Annotated in this window: 14 protein-coding genes; 10 read left to right on the top strand and 4 right to left on the bottom strand. The window is 37.7% G+C overall.

All coding sequences use genetic code 11. The features are described from left to right. The first annotated feature begins 230 nt into the window (after positions 1 to 230). From WG904_RS02760 to WG904_RS02750, 3 genes are read left to right on the top strand one after another with little or no spacing between them, the layout of a single operon-like run. Positions 231 to 1,997: an AMP-dependent synthetase/ligase gene (locus WG904_RS02760; protein ID WP_339577752.1), complete on the top strand. Its 1,767-nt coding sequence runs from the start codon at positions 231 to 233 to the stop codon at positions 1,995 to 1,997. Continuing rightward, entirely contained in the window at positions 1,975 to 3,687 is a 1,713-nt protein-coding gene (gene ggt / locus WG904_RS02755; protein WP_339577751.1) for a gamma-glutamyltransferase, read from the top strand. Before WG904_RS02760 ends, ggt begins: the two co-directional genes overlap by 23 nt. A gap of 51 nt (positions 3,688 to 3,738) precedes the next feature. Further along, complete coding sequence (locus WG904_RS02750; protein ID WP_339577750.1) at positions 3,739 to 5,211, top strand: TlpA family protein disulfide reductase; 1,473 nt, start codon at positions 3,739 to 3,741, stop codon at positions 5,209 to 5,211. A gap of 57 nt (positions 5,212 to 5,268) precedes the next feature. Here WG904_RS02750 and odhB read toward each other — a convergent pair whose 3' ends face one another. The 3 genes from odhB to WG904_RS02735 all read right to left on the bottom strand — a co-directional run bounded on the left by odhB (position 5,269) and on the right by WG904_RS02735 (position 10,748). Beyond that, the gene (gene odhB, locus WG904_RS02745; RefSeq protein WP_339577749.1) at positions 5,269 to 6,516 is read right to left on the bottom strand and encodes a 2-oxoglutarate dehydrogenase complex dihydrolipoyllysine-residue succinyltransferase; all 1,248 of its coding nucleotides are present in this window, start codon (positions 6,514 to 6,516) and stop codon (positions 5,269 to 5,271) included. 30 nt (positions 6,517 to 6,546) lie between these two features. After that, positions 6,547 to 9,342 carry a 2-oxoglutarate dehydrogenase E1 component gene (locus WG904_RS02740; protein ID WP_339577748.1) on the bottom strand — a complete coding sequence of 932 codons (2,796 nt, stop codon included), beginning with the start codon at positions 9,340 to 9,342 and terminating at the stop codon, positions 6,547 to 6,549. 125 nt (positions 9,343 to 9,467) lie between these two features. Then, on the bottom strand, positions 9,468 to 10,748 hold the full coding sequence (locus WG904_RS02735) for a DASH family cryptochrome (RefSeq protein WP_339577747.1): 1,281 nt from the start codon (positions 10,746 to 10,748) through the stop codon (positions 9,468 to 9,470). A gap of 163 nt (positions 10,749 to 10,911) precedes the next feature. Between WG904_RS02735 and WG904_RS02730 the strand changes: the two genes are divergently transcribed. From WG904_RS02730 to WG904_RS02715, 4 genes are all read left to right on the top strand, one after another. Continuing rightward, complete coding sequence (locus WG904_RS02730) at positions 10,912 to 11,817, top strand: TIGR01777 family oxidoreductase (protein ID WP_339577746.1); 906 nt, start codon at positions 10,912 to 10,914, stop codon at positions 11,815 to 11,817. 137 nt (positions 11,818 to 11,954) lie between these two features. Continuing rightward, positions 11,955 to 12,161, top strand: coding sequence for a type II toxin-antitoxin system Y4mF family antitoxin (locus WG904_RS02725; protein WP_339577745.1), 207 nt, complete (start codon positions 11,955 to 11,957; stop codon positions 12,159 to 12,161). Positions 12,162 to 12,175: 14 nt separating this feature from the next. Then, a complete protein-coding gene (locus tag WG904_RS02720; RefSeq protein WP_339577744.1) occupies positions 12,176 to 12,508 on the top strand; it encodes a HipA N-terminal domain-containing protein in 333 nt (110 codons plus the stop codon). After that, entirely contained in the window at positions 12,501 to 13,448 is a 948-nt protein-coding gene (locus WG904_RS02715) for a HipA domain-containing protein (protein ID WP_339577743.1), read from the top strand. The genes WG904_RS02720 and WG904_RS02715 overlap by 8 nt, the downstream gene beginning before the upstream one ends. Here WG904_RS02715 and WG904_RS02710 read toward each other — a convergent pair. Continuing rightward, positions 13,445 to 14,377: a hypothetical protein gene (locus tag WG904_RS02710; RefSeq protein ID WP_339577742.1), complete on the bottom strand. Its 933-nt coding sequence runs from the start codon at positions 14,375 to 14,377 to the stop codon at positions 13,445 to 13,447. The two genes, WG904_RS02715 and WG904_RS02710, sit on opposite strands and share 4 nt — an antisense overlap. 367 nt (positions 14,378 to 14,744) lie before the next feature. Between WG904_RS02710 and WG904_RS02705 the strand changes: the two genes are divergently transcribed. The 3 genes from WG904_RS02705 to WG904_RS02695 all read left to right on the top strand — a co-directional run bounded on the left by WG904_RS02705 (position 14,745) and on the right by WG904_RS02695 (position 17,448). After that, on the top strand, positions 14,745 to 14,975 hold the full coding sequence (locus WG904_RS02705; RefSeq protein ID WP_339577741.1) for a hypothetical protein: 231 nt from the start codon (positions 14,745 to 14,747) through the stop codon (positions 14,973 to 14,975). A gap of 114 nt (positions 14,976 to 15,089) precedes the next feature. Beyond that, positions 15,090 to 16,772 (top strand): tetratricopeptide repeat-containing sensor histidine kinase, encoded by a 1,683-nt coding sequence (locus WG904_RS02700; RefSeq protein ID WP_339577740.1) that lies wholly within the window; start codon positions 15,090 to 15,092, stop codon positions 16,770 to 16,772. A gap of 10 nt (positions 16,773 to 16,782) precedes the next feature. Next, complete coding sequence (locus WG904_RS02695) at positions 16,783 to 17,448, top strand: response regulator (RefSeq protein ID WP_339577739.1); 666 nt, start codon at positions 16,783 to 16,785, stop codon at positions 17,446 to 17,448. The last annotated feature ends 44 nt before the right edge of the window (positions 17,449 to 17,492 follow it).

The following is a 17,492-nucleotide window of genomic DNA, read 5'->3' as shown; positions in this document are numbered from 1 at the left end:
ATCAGCTTATCAACATCTATGCCAATTTATTATTCAAAAAATGAATGAAATGAAAGTAACTTTTCCTAAAAACCAATGGTAAATCTAAGTATCTCAACTTTGTAAAACTTTAAAGATGGTGAAAGTGGGAGATAAAGAATTTGAATAATACTATGCATGCATAAATAATTTTAAAAACGGTTGTTGCAGAAAAGATTATTTATTAGATTTGAGAAACAACCAAGGTCTGTATGAAACCCATTACCCGAGTATTCGATCTGCTGCAACATAATTTGGAGAATTTCCCTAAAGAAGAATTTATAAGTGGCAAAATAAATGGAACATGGAAGAAGTACAGTACGCAATCGTTTTGCGATATCACCAATCAGTTAAGTAAAGGCTTAACCACTTTGGGCGTTAAAAAGGGCTCGAGGGTAGCGGTTATGTCGCCTAACCGACCAGAGTGGAATATTTGCGACTACGCAATTATGCAATTGGGAGCCTATCAAATTCCTTTGTATCCTACTTTAGCCGAGCATGATATTAAATTCATTATCGAAAATGCGGAAATCACCCTTGTTTTTGTAAATGACGACGCCTTATTTCAAAAACTAACTGCCGTAAATAAAACTTTGGCGCATCCTGTACTTATTTACACCCTTAACAAGGTTGATGGAGCAAAGCATTGGGAAGAATTGGTTGCCAAAGGAAAGGAAACAAATGTAGATTTGGAAGAATACAGAAGCCAGGTAACCGGAGAAGACATTTTAACCTTGATTTATACATCTGGTACAACAGGCACACCAAAGGGGGTGATGCTTACCCACACTAATCTTATTTTAAATTTCGAGAAATCGGCTATTATTTTCCCTGCTGAGGTGAAAACCGCGCTCAGCTTTTTACCGCTCTCACATATTTTTGAGCGGATGATTTCGTATCTCTATGCCTATGCTGGTGTAGGTGTTTATTATGCAGAAAGCATGGATACTATTGTGGCCGATATACAGGAAGTAAAACCCAATTCATTCTCTACCGTACCTCGATTATTGGAAAAGGTTTATGATAAGATCATGGAAAAAGGCAAAGACCTAAAAGGCATTAAAAGAGGTATTTTCTTTTGGTCGCTCGCTTTGGCCGAAAATTATGATTTTAAAAACAGCTGGTGGTATACTTTTAAACTTGCCATAGCACGTAAATTGGTATTTAAAAAATGGCAAGAAGCCCTTGGGGGAAATATTGTAGTATTGGCTTCTGGAGGTGCAGCCTTAAATCCACGTTTAGCCCGTATTTTTTGGGCTGCGGGAATGCCAGTTTTCGAAGGCTATGGCCTCACAGAAACCTCTCCAGTAATTACCGTTAACCATTTTGGTGATACCATGTTTGGTACGGTAGGTACGGTTATAGAAGGAGTGGAAATTAAAATTGCAGAAGATGGAGAGATCTTAACCCGAGGTCATCACATCATGAAAGGATATTATTTAAGAGATGATTTAACCGCCGAAAGTATCGATAAAGACGGATGGTTTCATACGGGAGATATTGGGGAGATTTTAAAAGGGAGGTTCCTAAAAATTACCGATCGAAAAAAGGAAATCTTTAAAACGGCAGGCGGTAAATACATCGCTCCTCAAATGTTAGAAAATCGATACAAGGAGTCCCCTTTAATTGAACAAATTATGGTGCTTGGAGAAAATAGGAAGTTCCCAGCAGCTCTGATTGTTCCCACTTTCGCAGCATTAAAAATATGGTGTGCTAAAAAAGGAATACCTTACACCACTAATGAAGAAATGATTAGTAATGCTCAAGTACTCGATAAATATAATCGCATTATTGCTATATTAGGTGCTGAATTTGGCAAATGGGAACAAGTAAAACGTTTTGCCTTATTACCGAAGGAGTTTAGTATTGATGGGGGAGAATTAACTCCCAAATTAAGTTTTAAACGCAAAGTAATTTTAGAAAAGAACAGTAACGTTATCGAAAAAATATATAAAGATGCAGAAAACTATAAGGGTTAATCTTGCTTACTTCATCCTGGCATTGGTAGCTGCCAGCGTAATTTTAGGCTGTGTAAGTGGTCAGCTAGGTAAAAATAACAGTGGCGAATTTAAAAAGGGAATGGTGGTATCGGCTAGCGAAATCGCATCACAAGTTGGGGTAGATATTTTAAAAAAGGGTGGTAATGCGGTAGACGCCGCTGTAGCTGTACAATTTGCATTAGCCGTGGTTTATCCAAACGCGGGAAATATTGGAGGCGGAGGCTTTATGGTTTATCGTTCAGCCAAAGGCGAAACCAATACGCTCGATTTTAGAGAAAAAGCAGCGGGTAGTGCAAGCCGTGATATGTATTTAGATGCAGCAGGAAACCCAATTGTTGATAAAAGTTTATATGGCCAGCTGGCCTCAGGTGTTCCAGGTTCGGTTGCGGGGATGGCAGAAGCTCATCAAAAATATGGACGATTAAAATGGGAAGATTTAGTTGCTCCTGCGCAAGTTCTAGCAGCAGATGGATTTAAGATTACAGCCAGGCAGGCCCGAGAATTAAACGGTATGAAAGCTAGGTTAAAGAAATTAAATCCGCTAGGTACGGCTTTATTAAAAGAGACCGTTTGGTCTGAAGGCGACATATTGGTACAAAAAGAACTAGCAAACACCTTAAAGCTAATAAAAGAAAAGGGCAGAAATGGATTTTACGAGGGGGCAGTTGCCGATTCGATTGTAGCTGAAATGAACCGTGGCAATGGCATCATCACTAAGCAAGATTTAAGAGATTATAAGGCAGTTTGGCGTGAACCAATAGTTGGAACCTATAGAGGTTACGATATTATTACCATGCCACCTCCTTCTAGTGGGGGTATTGCCTTGGTGCAATTGCTTAAATCGGTAGAAGCTTATCCATTATCAAAATGGGGCTTCAATACTGATTCTACGGTTCAAGTGATGATTGAAGCCGAACGAAGAGTATATGCCGATCGTGCGGCGCATTTGGGCGATCCAGACTTTTATCCTGTACCAAAGCAAAAACTAGTAGAAAGTGGTTATATAAAAGAACGTATGTCGACTTTTAATTGGCAAAAGGCAAGTACGAGTGCGGAGATTAAGGCCGGAGAAATTGCCCCTGCTGAGCACGAAGAAACCACTCACTTTTCGATTGTAGATAGAGATGGAAATGCAGTGGCTATCACAACAACGTTAAATGGCTCTTATGGGGCCGGTGTAGTGGTAAAAGGGGCTGGCTTCTTATTGAACAATGAAATGGACGATTTTTCAGTAAAACCTGGCGCACCTAATATGTATGGTTTGGTTGGTGGCGAAGCGAATTCCATTGCTCCGCAAAAACGCATGTTAAGTTCGATGACTCCTGCAATTTTAGCAAAAGATGGCGACTTGTTTATGGTTGTAGGTACACCAGGCGGATCTACTATTATAACCTCGGTATTTCAAACGATTGTAAATGTTGTAGATTTTAATCAATCTATGCAAACGGCAGTGAACTCAAAGAAATTCCATCACCAATGGCTGCCAGATCAAGTAGACATAGAACCGAAGGCCTTAGACAGTTTAACAATTGAGAAATTAAAAGCCAAAGGCTACAAAATTGTTCCTCGTGGTGCTATTGGTAGGGTAGATGCCATCTTACGAACAAAATGGGGCTATTATCAAGGTGGTGCCGACCCAAGAGGCGATGATAAGGCCATTGGTTGGTAATGCAACATTAAAATTATTTTGCGTCATTAGGATAGCTAAAACTCTATACCTATGAAATTCTATTTCTTAACGGCCTTAATAGCTGTCTGTTCTACATTTGTGTATGCTCAAAATGCAATTGTTAATCTTAACCTAATTGGTGCTACCGAAAAGAAAGTGATGGTAGTGCTTCCCATAAAAAATGGAGAGAAATTTTGGGGCAATAAAGTAGAGAAAACGCTAGACGAAACAGATAAGCTCACTTTGAACTTTAATGTTAATAAAATTGGATTTGTTCAGATTGCTAATGATGGGAATTATTTTAAATTTTATATTGAGCCAGGTATAAGCGATATAACAATCAATCTAACAAAAAAAGCACCAGAGCAAGTTGTCGTTAGTGGCAAAAACAGCGAAGGTTTAGTGCTCATTAATGCAAAATCTAGAGCTTTCTACCAATCGAATGCCATGGCTTATTATAGGGCCGATAGCACCGTAGCTGGAATAACTGCAAAAATGGATTCGAATCATGTAAAAGCACTTAAGCCTTATCAAGCTCTTTTATCTGCACAGAAAATTACGCCTACATTTTATCAATATGTTAAAAACGACATTGATCAGTATTACACGGCTATGTTGGCGCACATCCCTACCGAGCTTTATCTCGATGCAATTCGTGCTAAAACATTCAGAATAAAGGATGAATTTGCAGCACTTTGGACAAAAGTATATCAAGAACACCCCATTGAAAACATGAATTTAGCCAGTACTGCTGAGTTTTATGACTACGCACAATACTACGCAAGCACCTATAAGAAGTATTATGAGGCAAGGTTAAAGGGCACGTATATAGAGGTTAAAATAGCTAATGAGACAGCATATTTGAAAGAGTCTTATACCAATTTTACACAACAGTTTAATGGTAAAATGAAAGAGTATATGCTTGCAAATTTTCTTTATAACGAAATGTTTCAGAATAAATATCAATTAGTATTAACGGAGCTTTATCAACAGTTTATAAAAACGTATCCCCAAAGTGGATATGCGTCTTATTTGTTTCCCATGTACGATAAGATTATAAAATATCATGAAGTGGTTAAAAAGGATTTTACACCAGAACAAAAGCTAATGACCGATTATAGCCATATCAATTCATTAGATGAACTAGCCGCATTGTTTAAAGGTAAAACTGTTTTTGTTGATATATGGGCAACCTGGTGTGGGCCATGTAAAGCTGAGTTTGAATACGGAGAAGAACTGGATAAATTCTTGAAAAGCAAAAATGCCGAAATGCTATATATTTCGATGGATAAACCCGAAGTGGAACAACAATGGAAAGACATGATTAAATACTACAAGCTAGCAGGAAATCATATTAGAACCAATGAATTATTGCAAAAAGATTTGATAAACAGGCTTTGGGAAGGAAAGGGATATGCTATTCCTCGGTACTTAATTCTAAAAGATGGCAAGCTTGCGGTAGCCGATGCGCTTAGGCCTAGTGATAAGCGAAAGCTATACGAACAGATTGCCAATTTTCTTTAAAAAAACACCTCGCAGGTTCCGAACCTGCGAGGTGTTTTTTGCATCGTTGTAATTAGCTTAAACGCCTAATAACAATCTAGCCGGATCTTCTAACAGTTGTTTTACACGAACTAAGAAGCCTACCGATTCGCGCCCGTCGATGATACGATGGTCGTACGATAAAGCAATGTACATCATCGGACGAATAACTACTTCTTTGTTTTCGGCAATTGGGCGCTCAATGATATTGTGCATCCCTAAAATAGCCGATTGAGGTGCATTAATGATAGGAGTAGACATCATTGAACCAAATACCCCACCATTGGTGATGGTAAAGGTGCCGCCCGTCATTTCTTCGATGGTTAATTTGCTATCTCTAGCTTTAGTAGCCAATTCGATTACCGTTTTTTCGATTTGTGCCAAGCTCATGCTATCTGCATTTCTGATAATTGGTACAACCAATCCTTTTGGTGCCGAAACGGCAATAGAAACGTCTACAAAATCGTTGTATACAATTTCTTCGCCGTCTATACGTGCATTTACTGCAGGGAAATCTTTGGCTGCTTCACAAACCGCTTTAGTAAAGAAACTCATAAAGCCTAAGCCTACACCATGTTTCTCTTTAAATTGGTCTTTATATTTGGCCCTTAAATCCATAATTGGCTTCATGTTTACTTCGTTAAACGTAGTTAACATAGCCGTTTCATTTTTAACCGTTACTAAACGTTTAGCAACAGTTTTACGCAATGGCGACATTTTTTCTCGGCGCTCATTTCTAGAGCCTTGAGTAGCGACCGGTGCAGGCGATGTTTTAGATGCCTCGAATTTCGGACTTCCCGCCTTCGGACTTTCCGACTTTAACGCATCCTCTTTCGTAATTCTTCCATCAACACCTGTACCTTTTACAGCACCTGAATCGACACCTTTTTCGGCTAAAATTTTAGCCGCCGAAGGCGATGGAGTTCCAGTTGCATAAGATTCTTTAGTAGACAGTTCTGCTGAGTCTGGAGTCTTAGAAGTCTCGGCAACTGCAGCAGGTGCGGATGAATCAGATTTTGCACTTGAGGCTTCCGTCTTCGGACTACTTCCTGCTCCTTCTTCAATGGTACACACTACGGCACCAATAGCTAAAGTATCCCCTTCGCCAGCAACAGTTTTTAAAGTTCCAGCTTTTTCTGCGGTAAGTTCGAAGGTTGCTTTGTCTGATTCTAGTTCAGCAATGATTTCATCCATTTCAACAAAATCGCCATCGTTTTTAACCCAACGAGATAAAACTACCTCTGTAATCGATTCGCCAACTGGCGGAACTTTTATTTCTAAACTCATGATTGTAACTGTTATATTTTTTTAGGCTTGCTAATCTATATTTACTAATTTTTTACTCGCTTTTGCGACTATGGCCTTCACTTTCTCCGTTACCGGAACGTCAAAGGTTTTTGCAATAATACTTGCCTGTTGGTTTGCATGTAGTTTTGCGTAGCCAGTTGCTGTACTGCTGCTTTCGTCTCTCGAAATGACATCCATTTGGCTAAATGATGTTTTTCTTAATTTGCGTAATAAGTACGGCCAAGCACCCATATTCTCAGGTTCTTCTTGCACCCACACTGCATCTTTTGCGTTTTTGTAACGGCCATAAACGGCTTCCATTTGCGCTACAGGGGTTGGATACAACTGTTCTACACGCACCAAAGCTACATCTCCTTTTTCGTTTGTTTTCTGTGTTTCTAATAAATCGTAATATATTTTTCCGCTACAGAAAACCACGCGTTTTACATGAGTTGGTTTTACGTTCGCATCGTCTATTACTTCCTTAAATTTACCATCAGTAAAATCGAGGAGCGGACTAACACAAAGTGGATGACGTAATAAGCTCTTCGGGCTAAATACCACTAATGGCTTGCGGAAATCGCGTTTAAACTGACGGCGTAAGGCATGGAAGAAGTTTGCCGGCGTGGTGCAATTGGTTATTTGCATGTTATAGTCGGCGCAAAGCTCCATAAAGCGCTCAATACGTGCTGATGAATGTTCTGGGCCTTGACCTTCATAACCATGGGGCAATAACATTACCAAACCATTTTCTCTTTGCCATTTTGTTTCGGCACTTGCCACATACTGGTCTACCACTATTTGAGCCCCGTTAAAGAAATCGCCAAATTGTGCTTCCCAAATGGTTAAGGCATTCGGATTGGCCATTGCATAGCCGTATTCGAAACCTAAAACGCCATATTCAGATAAGTGCGAATTGTAAATATCAAATTGCGCTTGCTGTTCCGAAATATTAGCTAGTGGGGTGTATTCTTCTTCCGAATCTTCTAAGGTTAATACTGCATGACGATGAGAGAACGTTCCACGTTTCACATCTTGCCCGCTTAAACGAACACGCTTCCCTTCGGCCAATAAAGTACCGTAGGCTAATTGTTCGCCCATGGCCCAATCGAATACATGGGTTGTAGTTGCCATTTTATTACGCTCATCAAATAATTTCTCAATTTTTTTGAAGAACTTTTTATCTGCAGGTAACGTAGAAATTCGTTTTGCAACTTCTAATAAAGTTGTTTTTTTAACCGATGTATCTGGCGATTCATCGAAATCCTTAGCTGTTGCTAGGCGCATATCGGCCCATGCCCCTCCAAATTTAACATCACTATACGTTGATGTAATTTCTTTTGCCTCGTTTAAACGCTGTTGTAACAAGCCTTTAAACTCTTTTTCCATTTCTTTCGCTAAGCCAGCTTCTAATTCACCAGTTTTGGTTAGTTTTTCGATATAAATATCACGTGGATTGGCATGTTTCTCTATTGCTTTGTACAATAACGGTTGGGTAAACTTAGGTTCATCGGCTTCGTTATGGCCAAACCTACGGTAGCATAAAATATCTATAAATACATCGTTTTTGTATTTCTGACGGTATTCCATCGCTAAATTAATTGCGTAAACTAGGGCCTCTACGTCATCGCCATTTACATGGAAAACAGGCGATAGGGTTACTTTAGCAATATCAGTACAGTAGGTACTCGAACGCGCATCTTTATAATTTGTAGTAAAACCAATCTGATTGTTAATTACAAGGTGAATAGTACCCCCTGTTTTATAGCCTTCGAGGCTTGCCATCTGAATAACTTCGTAAACAATACCTTGGCCAGCTACAGAAGCATCACCGTGTATTAGTATTGGTGCTAGGCGACTATTATCGCCGCCATATTTAAAATCGATTTTAGAACGCGACATGCCTTCTACTACACCGTTTACCGTTTCAAGGTGCGATGGATTAGGGCACAAGCTTAAGTGAACGCTTTTGCCTGCATTGGTCGTTACATCGGTAGAATAGCCTAAGTGATATTTAACATCACCACCAAAAGGAGAATCGACACTATAACCTTTGCCTTCGAACTCCGCAAAAATATCTTTATAGGTTTTTTGCATAATGTTGGCGAGTACATTTAAACGACCACGATGCGCCATACCAATTACAAACTCTTCGATACCCAATTCAGCGCCTTTTTCGATTACAGAATCTAAAGCTGGAATTACCGTTTCGGCACCTTCTAGCGAAAATCGTTTTTGGCCTAAAAATTTAGTGCCTAAGAAACTTTCGAAACTAACGGCTTCATTTAATTTACTAAGTATGCGCTTTTTCTCGTCGATAGAAAGTTTTGGCGTATTGCGCTCACTTTCCATTTTAGATTCTAACCACTTTAAAATCTCTGGGGTACGAACATATTTATATTCCACGCCGATTGGGCCGCAATAGGTTTGCTCTAAGAAAGCAACAATGTCGGCCAACTTGGCCGGGCCAATTCCTAATTCTATACTCGAATTAAATACGGTGTTTAAGTCGGCCTGTGCTAAGCCAAAATTTTCGATTACTAGCGTGGGTAAATGTTTACGTCTTTCTCTAACGGGATTTGTTTTGGTAAACAAGTGCCCTCTTTGGCGATAGCCGTTTATTAAGTTAAGTACGTTTATTTCTTTTAAAAAGTGCTCTGGAGTTTCGTTAATTACGTTTGCAGCATCAGATCCTCTTCCAAAATCGAAGCCTTCAAAAAATTTCTGCCATCCAAATTCTACTGAATTTCGGTCTTCTCTATAGCTTTGGTATAATGATTCTATATATTCGGCATTGGCGCCGTTGAGATAAGATAAGTTATCCATTTGTGTATTTTTACGATAAGTAATGCAAAATTAGGATTTTACCACAAGAAACGGCAATAAAGTTTATAATTAATTAGCTAATTAACTAATTCGTAAATTTGCTTATTAGCAAATGAAATCGTTGCCTATAAAACCTGAGTATATATCCCCTTTGGATCAATTGCTTTAAGTTGTTTTTCAAAACTAAAACTACTGCTTAAGCGCTGGTCGTTGCCTACACCTGCCACGTTGGCCCAATTGCCCCAATTACTTGCTGGGCAATAATCGATTAATTTCTCTTCAAAATAAGAGGCGCCCATTACCCAGTTTACCTTAAGTTCATCAACTAAGTAAGATGCTACTAGCAATCTCGAAATGTTATTGATATAACCGGTTGTGTTTAATTCGTTCATTATCGAATCAATTAACGTATGCCCTGTACATGCCGTTTGCCAACGCTTTAAAGCAGCGTTATCTTCTATCGGTTTGAGTTGTACTTCTTGTTTAAAACCCTCTTGTTTAAAAAACGTATTTCTATATTTTTTAAACATAAAGCGGAAATAATCTCTCCATAAAAGACCCAATATAATTTGTCCGAAATAAGGTTTCAGTCCATAATTAGCTTCGGCTTCCTTTAATTTCCAATAGACTTTGCGGGGCGATAAGCTTCCAACTGCCAACCATGCGGAAAGATTGGCCACCACTTTATTTTTTTTTACCATTGCATTGGCATTCGCAATATCTTCGCCAGCATGCAAAAATTCGTGTAGGTGGATAATAGCTTCGGCTTCGCCCCCTTTAAAAATAGGATTGGTGGTAAAAGCATCAACAATTTCAAAGGGTAGAAGTTCGGCTAATGCGGGCAGGCTTCCCCAATCGTTAACATCTACAAAATTTATTTCGGTAGGTGTTAAAAAACAAGGTTTTACCACAGCATCACGCTCGGTTTTTTTCTTAAATTGCGTAAAAACATCAGGAATATCCCGAATTGGGAAGGGAAGATCTTCTTTATTGTAAAGTGTATGGCCAATAAAGTGCTTTAAATTTACTTTTTGTTTCCAAAGCAAATCTTCTACTTGAGTAGAAATAGCTGTTTCTTCGCTTGCTACCTCGCGATGGTGATAAACTTCGTTAATTTCGTATTTGCTCACCAAATCTGGAAGAAAATCTTCGGGTTTACCGCTTAAAATTAGCAAATCGCCACCTAATTTCTTGAACGATTGGCGCAATGATTCTACGTTTTCTAAAAGAAATCTTGTTCTAATTACCCCAGTTTTTAAGGTGCCGTAAACAGTAGTTTCAAACTGGCGAGGATCGAAGAAATAAACAGGTAAAATACAGTCAGATTTGGCAATCGCTTCGACTAGCATTTCATTATCGTGCAAGCGAAGATCATTCCTAAACCAAACCAGTATTCTTTTGCTCATATCCGTAGCCATTTTATAATAGCTTGCAATTTGCACAAAATGTGGGGATTTAGGGCTAGGACATCTTATTTTTTACAATGTGCCAACAATGGGATTGCCTGTTGAGGGTTATGAGTTGCCAGTTTGGATGCTTATCTTTAAACGCTGAATAAATCTTATAATCATGTCAAAAAATATTCTTATTACCGGCGCAACGGGTTTGGTAGGTAAAGCGCTCATACCGAATTTGCTAAATCAGGGTCATCGTATTTCGGTTTTATCTAGGAAGAAAAATGATATTGCCGGAGTTAATGTTTACTCATGGGATGTTCGTAAACAGATTATTGATACTGCAGCTTTTGAGGGGGTGGATACCATAATTCATTTAGCTGGAGAAGGGATAGCAGATAAGAAATGGACCGATAAGCGGAAAGCACAAATTATTAATAGTAGAGTAAAATCTGCTGAACTTCTATATAAAACTATTCGAGAATGCAGAGCTGCCGTTACCACGTTTATTTCGGCCTCGGCAGTTGGTTATTATGGCGATAGACGTGATGAATTTTTGTGGGAAGATAGCGACCCAGGAAAGGGGTTTTTGTCTAACTGTTGCCTGCTGTGGGAAGCAGCTGCAGATGAAGGAATGGCGATGGGCATTCGAGTAGTTAAGGTTAGGATCGGCATAATTTTAAGTAAAGAGAATGGCGCCTTAGTGGCTATGGCAAAGCCGATTAAGTTTTTTGTAGGTGCTCCATTAGGGAGTGGTAAACAATGGATGCCATGGATTCATATCGATGATATTGTGGGTATTTTTACGAAAGCAGTAGAAGATGAGGCTATGGTTGGTGCTTATAATGGGGCTGCACCGTATCCATCTAGTAATAAGTTAGTGGTGAAGCGCATAGCCTGGCATTTAGGGCGCCCAGTATGGCCCATTAATGTGCCGAAATTTCTTTTGAAAACTATTTTAGGCGAACGGTGCATTTTGGTATTGATGAGCACGAATACTGCTGCCGATAAAATTGTTAAGGCGGGGTATGTGTTTAAGTTTACTGATGTGGATGCTGCGTTGAAGGAGATTTATGGGTGATTCACCGTCATCTCAACAATAGGAGAGATCTAGGATTGATTATATGCAATTGCATATAGTTTCTATTAAATTATATTTTTTATATCCAATTGCATATAAAAAGCTATATTTGAATAAAATACGAGCAAATGCATATAATGAAAACACTCGCTAACTTCATTAAAGATAAACGTAAAGAGGAAAAATTAACTCAGGAAGAATTCGCCGACCGTGCAGGAGTGGCACTTACTGTGATCCGCAAAATTGAGCAGGGCAAAGAGAATTTAAATCTTTCAAGTGTAAATCAAGTGTTAGCTATGTTTGGCCATGTACTTGTGCCTATAGAAAGTAGTGACGTTTCTTAAAGTGATTTTGATTAATGAGAAAGGCTGAGATATTTTATGGTGATGTATTCGCTGGAATACTTGTAGAAACAGACGATGGGATATATACCTTTCAATACGACACTGCCTATGTAAAGGTGTATCCCAGTCAGTTCATTACTTTTACCATGCCGGTTACCGAAGGGATGTATAGAGAAAACAGACTGTTTCCTTTTTTTGAGGGGTTAATACCAGAGGGTTGGCTTTTGGATATAGCCACTAAGAACTGGAAGATTAACCCTAATGACAGGATGGGATTGCTTTTAGCATGTTGTCAGAATTGCATCGGTGCGGTAAGTGTAAAGCCAATAACTGATAAGGATGATTAGGAGGTGTTTATATTGTTATAAGGAGCACAATGGCGACTTTCATGAGCATTGCAGTTTAGCGTTCTTTGGTACTAAGCAACAGCCAGAATTCGATTACTCGCTTGGACAAATGGACGAGCTTGCAAAAAAAGTAATCGAACGAAGTATAGCCGTACCTGGAGTACAACCAAAACTGTCGTTAACCATGGTAAATAATACTTTGGGAGATGGTAAAGCAGGGAGGTTAACCGTTGTTGGTGCGCTTGGTGGCAACTATATCTTAAAACCGCCGTCGCCAATTTTCGCAGAAATGCCTGAAAACGAGCATGTAACCATGAGAATGGCTGAGGCATTCGGGATGAAGACTGCGAAGTCGAGCCTTATCCGACTAAAATCTGGTGAGCTTTCGTACATCACCAAACGTTTCGATAGGAGTGAAGAAGGAGAGAAAATACACATGATCGATATGTTTCAAATTTTGGAGGCATTCGATAAGTATAAAGGCTCCATGGAAAGGGTAGGTAAGGCAATTGACTTATATTCTAGTCGTATAATTTTCGATAAGCTTTACTTTTTCGAACTCGCCATATTTTGTTATTTAACGGGAAACAGTGATATGCACCTCAAAAATTTCTCGATGATAAGTAGTGAGGGCAAGTGGTTATTTTCGCCAGCTTACGATCTTTTAAACGTTGCTATCGTAAATCCAGAAGATAACGAAGAATTTGCGTTAACCTTAGAAGGGAAGAAAAGAAAGCTAGGGGCAGAACATTTTAGGCGTTTTGGTGCAAATCTTGGTCTTAATGCAAAGCAGATTAATAAGGTATTCGAAAGATACTATGGTTTTAGAGCATTGGCCGAAGACTGGCTTCTCAGCTCATTTTTGTCTGTAGAATTTAAAGAGAAGTATCTTGAGTTACTGAGCCAACGGTATAAAGTGCTTTTTAAAGATTTTAACTAAGGCCTTTTACTTGGTATATATTTATTCAACATATGGTCTGTTAGTTTTTTCAGTTTTCTATCCGTATGTATCGGATGAAAGCCATCTGAGGTATAGTATTCTATTGTGCCTCCAATTTTCACATACCAAACCTTTCCCAACGAATTTCGTGTAAGTGTATCCGGTTGGGTGATTTTTTTAAAATGAGCAACTTTTTGTAGGTCTATTGCAACTTTAGCTGTATCTCCAAGTAACTTATCACAAGAAATAGGTTCATAATGATCGTCTGCCCAGTACATACACTGTTTCTTCTCAGTTGATAATGAATTAGTTTTGTTGCTTTTGTTTTTACCGTTTGGTGCTGATAACGTTGGGGACGGATTTGTAGTTTGAAAAGTATCTTTTGTTGATGGAGTTCCTGTTTCGTCATCTACCGAACTATATTTTGTTAAACCTAATACGACCGCTAATATTAAAAGTAATGATGTTAGGCCGATTTTTTTCCAAGAAACAGCAGATGCAATTAGAAGATTAAGAATAGGCTCATCAATCGGCTTTTCGTTTTTCGAAACACTTTCTTTTTTTTCTGGAATATTGTACTTTTTGTTAAATTCATAAGGTCTTGGTTCAAAGTCGATTAGCCACGCTAATAATTTTATATTTTCCTCTTTTCGGATATTAATATTCCTTTTAAAGAATGTAATTAGTGCCTGAAACCCATCTAGGTCAAATTTATCAATGCTTTCTTGGTGCGTAATAAATTTATTATGAGGGTCAAAAAAAGCTTTGATTGTTTGATCATCCTTTTTGAGATGTCGATTTCTTAATATATCTAAACACTCATTTTTCAGCTTTACTCGCGTTGGATTTATCAAATTGTCAGAAAGTATATTTTTTACTTTCTTCTCAGCGTAGGAATTTAATACTGCCTTTTTGAAATCATCGAACATATTAAGAGAATTAACTAAGTAAAGCTATAAGGAATTTTCTAAAATCTAAAACCCTTTTCCTGATTTCTAAGGAATTCCTAAAGAATCATAGGAATTCCTTGATAGTAAGTCTGATATGTCTCGCCATATTTGCTTTCGAGATCAACGAGTACAATCGATTAGCTGTCGAGACAATTGCATAAGTTGAGTTCATAACGAGTGAATATCGCGGTAGTAAGTAACCGGTTTGGGAAGCAGTTATAAGCTTCCGCGATTGAAACTCTCACTTCCCAAAAATTCAGAAGGCCTTCTGATTTACACCGTAGCAATCCTTCGCATGGCGCGAGGGAACCTACACAAGTATTTCTTAATTCTAAATTTTTGCATCATGTATATTCCAATTTTTATTGCAATCCTGATGGGTTTATTAGCTCCCATTAATCAAACAGCTAAAAGAGGCAATGGAACTGTTTATGTAAAGTTTAATGTGCCTATTGTTCAGGATAATACATCAGAAACCGATAGCATTCCGCCCGGAGATGATGGTATTAATGGCCCAGGTACCGGCACGGGCACTGGAGGTGGCACTGGCCAAATACCTCCACCCCCAACTCCATAGTTTATAAAATAAAGGGGCGATTAACAGCCCCCTTATTTTTATAATTAAATCTTCAGATAATTTTTAACATAAGAGATAATAAATATTCTTTATATTAGAGGAAAACTGAAAATTTTGAAACGCCTCTCATCTTTATTATTTTCCATTTTACTTTTAAGTACTTGTATAAATAAATCGTCCCAAAATAATGTAATAGAAAAAAATCCATTTTATGAAAAAGCACTTGCTTATAGGGATAGTGGCAATATTGATAGTTCATTTGCCTATTTTAATAAGGCAAAAGACATTTTTTTATTACGGAAAGATAGCCTAAGCGCAGGGAAATGCTTAGTTAACATGGGTATTTTTGCAACAAATAACGGAGATTATTTTGGTGGACAAGAAATTTCATTAAGTGCTATTTCTTGTTTTAAAGAAGCTGAAAAGAATCAAATTGCCTACATCTGTTCTAATTTTAATAATCTTGGGCTTGCAAGCTATCATCTTAAGGATTATGAAAATGCATTAAAATTTTATGATGAAGTGATTAAATTTGTTGATAACCCTTTAAGCAAATTTATATGTTTAAACAATGTGGCCAAGGTTTATGAAGAATTAGGTCAATATACCAAAGCAATAAAAATTTATAATGATATTTTAAATGGTACAGTTAATAACCCGCAATTATATGCTAGAGCATTAGCAAATGTTTCTTTTGCTAAATGGCTTCAAAACCCTAATTATAATCCCGTATCGGAGTTGCTAAAATCCATGAGGATTCGTGAGCGAGAAAACGATCAAGAAGGTCTCAATTATTGTTACGCACGACTTGCAGATTTTTATTCAAAGAAAAACCAAAGTTTAGCTAAAGTTTATGCTCTTAAAATGTATCAAGTTGCAAAGGGAAATTATAGTGCAGACGATCAATTAGAAGCGTTATACAAATTAGTTAAACTCAGCCCTTCGAAAGAATCTAAAAACTATTTTGTAATCTATGAAAAGCTAAATGATAGCTTACAAACTGCTCGCACCTCTGCTAAGAATCAATTCGCTCTAATCCGTTATGACTCCGAGAAAAGCAAAGCGGATAACCTTGTTCTCCAAAAAGACAATACTGAAAAAAAATACCAAATCATCAAGCAAAAAACATTGTTAATTAGTGGTTTATCCTTGGCATGTTTTGTAATAATAGTTAGCATAGTTTTGTATAAAAGAAGAAAGCAAAGGTTAGAATTAGCTTCCAGAAATACCATTCGTGAGAGTCAATTAAGAACATCGAAAAAAGTGCATGATGTTGTAGCAAATGGGTTGTATAGAGTAATGGCACAAATTGAAAATGCTGAAAATTTAGATCGAGAACATGTTTTGGACAAATTAGAAGAAATGTATGAAAAATCTCGAGATATTTCTTATGAAATACCTAAGCTCACCCAGCCCAGCTTTTCCGAAAAAATAGCAGGTATGATCAATTCTTTTGCATCTGCCAATATAGAAATTGAACTTACAGGTAATACAAAAACATTATGGCGAAATACCAATGAAACAACAAAACATGAAATAGAATATATTTTACAAGAGCTAATGATTAACATGGACAAGCACAGTAAAGCCAACCATGTAGTCGTAAAATTTGAAAAAAAAGCTAAACAAATCCATATTTATTATGCTGATAATGGTATTGGCATACCTAAACAGACCATATTTAAAAATGGATTGAGTAGTACGGGAAACCGTATAAAAAATATATTTGGCACAATTACTTTTGATCAACAAAACGAAAAAGGATTAGAAATTCATATTTCTTTTCCAGTTTCTTAATTAAGACTATATGTTTCAAAAAGTACTAATTGCTGAAGACCATGAGAGCATAAATATTTCAGTCAGAAAAACATTAGAGGATCTTGGAATAGCTCACGATAATAAAAATTATGTGTTTTATTGTGATGATGCATTAACTCGAATTAAAAAAGCCCTTCGAGATCAGCAACCCTATGATCTGCTTATTACCGACCTATCATTTGAAGAAGATGTACCTGGACAACAAATAACTACGGGTCAGGGATTGATCAAAGCCGCTAAGGAAATTCAGCCTGAGCTAAAGATCTTGGTATTCTCTATCGAAAGACGGATAAGTGTGGCTAATGCTCTAATGAAGGCTCTAGCTATAGATGCTTATGTGCCTAAGGCACGTAGAGATACTCAAGATTTGAAATTAGCCATCGAAGCCATTGCTAAAGATAAGAAATACTTGTCTCCGAATTTAAAACGAACAAATGAAGAGAAAGATTATGATTTTACAACAATAGATGTAGCGATCATTACCCTACTTGCTGAAGGCAAATCACAAAAAGAAATTCCTGCATGTCTGCTACTGAAAGATATTACCTATAGCTTAAGCAGTGTCGAAAAACGACTTAAGGCAATTAAACAAATGCTAGAGTTTACCAAAAACGAGCAGCTGATTGCTTATTGTAAAGATATTAAACTGATCTGAACTGTAGTAACTGATCCATATTAACGGTCTGTTTATCAATAACT

Source organism: Pedobacter anseongensis, assembly GCF_037482965.1.
Lineage (GTDB): Bacteria > Bacteroidota > Bacteroidia > Sphingobacteriales > Sphingobacteriaceae > Pedobacter > Pedobacter anseongensis.
Note: the sequence above shows the minus strand (reverse complement) of the source record. Positions and strands in the feature narration are given on the sequence as shown.

Coding starts and splice junctions, on each gene's coding strand:
- WG904_RS02720 (WP_339577744.1), top strand. CDS start 12,176: ATGAGAAAGGCTGAGATATTTTATGGTGATGTATTCGCTGGAATACTT.
- WG904_RS02750 (WP_339577750.1), top strand. CDS start 3,739: ATGAAATTCTATTTCTTAACGGCCTTAATAGCTGTCTGTTCTACATTT.
- WG904_RS02735 (WP_339577747.1), bottom strand. CDS start 10,748: ATGAGCAAAAGAATACTGGTTTGGTTTAGGAATGATCTTCGCTTGCAC.
- WG904_RS02730 (WP_339577746.1), top strand. CDS start 10,912: ATGTCAAAAAATATTCTTATTACCGGCGCAACGGGTTTGGTAGGTAAA.
- WG904_RS02740 (WP_339577748.1), bottom strand. CDS start 9,342: ATGGATAACTTATCTTATCTCAACGGCGCCAATGCCGAATATATAGAA.
- WG904_RS02715 (WP_339577743.1), top strand. CDS start 12,501: ATGATTAGGAGGTGTTTATATTGTTATAAGGAGCACAATGGCGACTTT.
- WG904_RS02710 (WP_339577742.1), bottom strand. CDS start 14,377: ATGTTCGATGATTTCAAAAAGGCAGTATTAAATTCCTACGCTGAGAAG.
- WG904_RS02760 (WP_339577752.1), top strand. CDS start 231: ATGAAACCCATTACCCGAGTATTCGATCTGCTGCAACATAATTTGGAG.
- odhB (WP_339577749.1), bottom strand. CDS start 6,516: ATGAGTTTAGAAATAAAAGTTCCGCCAGTTGGCGAATCGATTACAGAG.
- WG904_RS02705 (WP_339577741.1), top strand. CDS start 14,745: ATGTATATTCCAATTTTTATTGCAATCCTGATGGGTTTATTAGCTCCC.
- ggt (WP_339577751.1), top strand. CDS start 1,975: ATGCAGAAAACTATAAGGGTTAATCTTGCTTACTTCATCCTGGCATTG.
- WG904_RS02695 (WP_339577739.1), top strand. CDS start 16,783: ATGTTTCAAAAAGTACTAATTGCTGAAGACCATGAGAGCATAAATATT.
- WG904_RS02725 (WP_339577745.1), top strand. CDS start 11,955: ATGAAAACACTCGCTAACTTCATTAAAGATAAACGTAAAGAGGAAAAA.